3 protein-coding genes are annotated in these 2,410 nt (G+C 71.6%); 2 read left to right on the plus strand and 1 reads right to left on the minus strand.

Going from position 1 to position 2,410, the window contains the following annotated elements; all coding sequences use genetic code 11:
* Both QN345_RS18015 and QN345_RS18020 read left to right on the plus strand, forming a co-directional pair.
* Positions 1–722 (plus strand): response regulator transcription factor (locus tag QN345_RS18015; RefSeq protein WP_323509009.1); only part of this gene is annotated, 722 nt, incomplete at its 5' end.
* On the plus strand, positions 719–1,858 hold the full coding sequence (locus tag QN345_RS18020; RefSeq protein ID WP_134449022.1) for a sensor histidine kinase: 1,140 nt from the start codon (positions 719–721) through the stop codon (positions 1,856–1,858). The genes QN345_RS18015 and QN345_RS18020, both read left to right, overlap by 4 nt.
* On the opposite strand, the gene QN345_RS18025 is transcribed toward QN345_RS18020, so the two are convergent.
* Positions 1,855–2,410, minus strand: a 556-nt coding sequence (locus QN345_RS18025; RefSeq protein ID WP_323509010.1) for a TetR/AcrR family transcriptional regulator, incomplete at its 5' end; no start/stop codon positions are given. The two genes, QN345_RS18020 and QN345_RS18025, sit on opposite strands and share 4 nt — an antisense overlap.

The raw sequence follows: 2,410 nt of genomic DNA on the forward strand, positions 1-2,410 counted from the left end.
GGTTCCTGGTCGATGAGGCCCCGGACGGGCTGAGCGCGCTCCGCCTCGCCGAGGAGAAGCGGCCGCACCTCGTGGTGCTCGACCGGATGCTTCCGCTCCTGGACGGGATCGAGGTGTGCCGCCGGGTGCGCAGCACCTGGGCCATCCCCGTGATCATGCTCACCGCCCTCAACCAGGAGGACGACCGCATCGACGGCCTCGAGGCCGGTGCGGACGACTACCTCGCCAAGCCGTTCTCGCCGCGCGAGCTCGTGCTGCGGGTGCAGGCCGTGTTGCGGCGCACCGGCCAGGCCGCAGCCCAGGCCGCCGCGCAGTCGGCCGGGCAGGGCGCGGGCGATGCATCGGGCCCGCCGACCGTGCCGCTCGCGATCGGCGACTTCACCCTCGACACCGCCGCACACGAGCTGCGCCTGCACGGAACGCCGCTCGTGCTCACGGTGCGCGAGTTCGACCTGCTCTCCTACCTGCTCCGGCACCCGTACACGGTCCTCGGCCGGGAGGACCTGCTCCGCTCGGTGTGGGGGTGGGAATTCGGGGACCTCTCGACCGTGACCGTGCACGTGCGGAGGCTGCGGGAGAAGATCGAGGCCGACCCGGCGCATCCGCTGCTGTTGCAGACGGTGTGGGGCGTCGGCTACCGGTTCGACCCTGTCCCGCTCGGCCCGTCGGGTAGCCGCGGCGCACCGGATTCCGCGACCGCAGAAGACCGGACGATCTCATGACGACCGAGGTGCTCGTCATCGTCGCGCTCAACGCCCTTGCGTGCGCGGTCGTCACCGGCGCGCTCGGCCTGCTCGCGCTGCGGATGATGAAGCGGTCCTCGTTCGTGGTGCAGCTCATGCTCGTCGCCCTCGCGGCGATCGTCTCCGTCGTCGGGGGGATGTCGGCGGTCGCCACCCAGATGTACGTCTCGACCCACGACCTCGGCGTCTTCTACTCGGTCGCCGCAGTCGCCGGGCTCGTGTCGCTCGTGATGGCCGCGCTTCTCGGACGCACCCTCGTGCGCGACAGCAGGCACCTGCGCAGCGCGGCCGAACGCCTCGGCCGCGGCGAATCGGTCGCGGCCGACGGCGACGCCGCCGCCCCGCGGCACAGCACGACCGAGTTCAGCGACCTCGCCGGGGAACTCGCCGCGACGGGGGCCCGCCTCGCCGAGTCCCGGGCTCGCGAACGACGCGTGGAGGAATCCCGGCGCGAACTGATCGCGTGGATCTCGCACGACCTGCGGACGCCGCTCGCCGGCATCCGCGCCATGGCGGAGGCGCTCGAGGACGGGATGGTCGAGGACCCCGCCCGGTATTACCCGCGGATGCGCGACCAGGTCGACCGGTTGAGCGGGATGGTCGACGACCTCTTCGAACTGTCGCGGATCCATTCCGGGACGCTGCGCCTCGCGCTCGAGCCGGTCGCGCTCTACGACCTGATCAGTGACACCGTCGCGGGCTTCGGACCCGTAGCACACGCGAAGTCCCTCGACCTGCGATTCGCCGGCGAGACGGGGCTGACGGTCCTCGCCGATCCGCGCGAACTGTCCCGCGTTGTCGGGAACCTCGTGATGAATGCGATCCAGCATTCGCCGTCCGGGAGCCCGATCACGGTGTCGGTGCGCGAACGGGGGGACGGCGGGGCCGTGATCTCCGTCGAGGACGCGGCAGGCGGCATCCCGGAACAGGACATCGACCGGGTGTTCGAGGCCGGCTGGCGGGCGAGCGAGCCGCGCACCCCCGGCGGGGCTGGACTCGGCCTCGCCATCGTGCAGGGCATCGTCACAGCGCACCAGGGCGAGGTGATCGTGCAGAACGTGCCGAACGGATGCCGTTTCGACGTGTTGCTGCCGCGGCGCGCGGTCGCCGTCTAGGCCAGCACGAGCGGGAGGAAGATCGTGTCGACGATCTCCAGGATGGTCTCCTCCGGCACGGCGGAGTGCGTCATCAGGACCTCGTGCCGGAACAGGTCGACGGGAAGGTTCCTGATCCTCGGGGTCAGCCTCGAGGCATCGATCTCGCCGCGCTCGAGTGCCCGGGCGATCACGCCGTCCATGATCGGGCCCTGGCCACCGGAGATCGATTCCCGGAGGTCGGCCAGGCTCGTCCCGGTGGCGCGGTAGTAGTCGGCGAGGGACACGACGAGCTGCGTCGCGATCCGGACGCGGCGCTCGTTCGCTTGCCGGAGGAGCGCGATCACGTCCCCGCGCAGGCTTCCGGTGTCCTTCACCTCGATCGGGTCCTGCGCAACGACGTGGACGATGGCCGCGCGGGCCAGCTCCGGCTTGCCCGGCCAGCGCCGGTAAAGCACGGCGCGGCTCGTCCCTGCGCGGGTGGCGACGGCGTCGATCGTGAAACTCTCGTAGCCACGCTCGGTCAGCTCGGCCCACGCCGCGTCGAGCAGGGCGCCCTCGAGCGCGGGTCCG

The organism is Cryobacterium sp. 10I1 (assembly GCF_035019805.1).
Classification (GTDB): domain Bacteria; phylum Actinomycetota; class Actinomycetes; order Actinomycetales; family Microbacteriaceae; genus Cryobacterium; species Cryobacterium glucosi.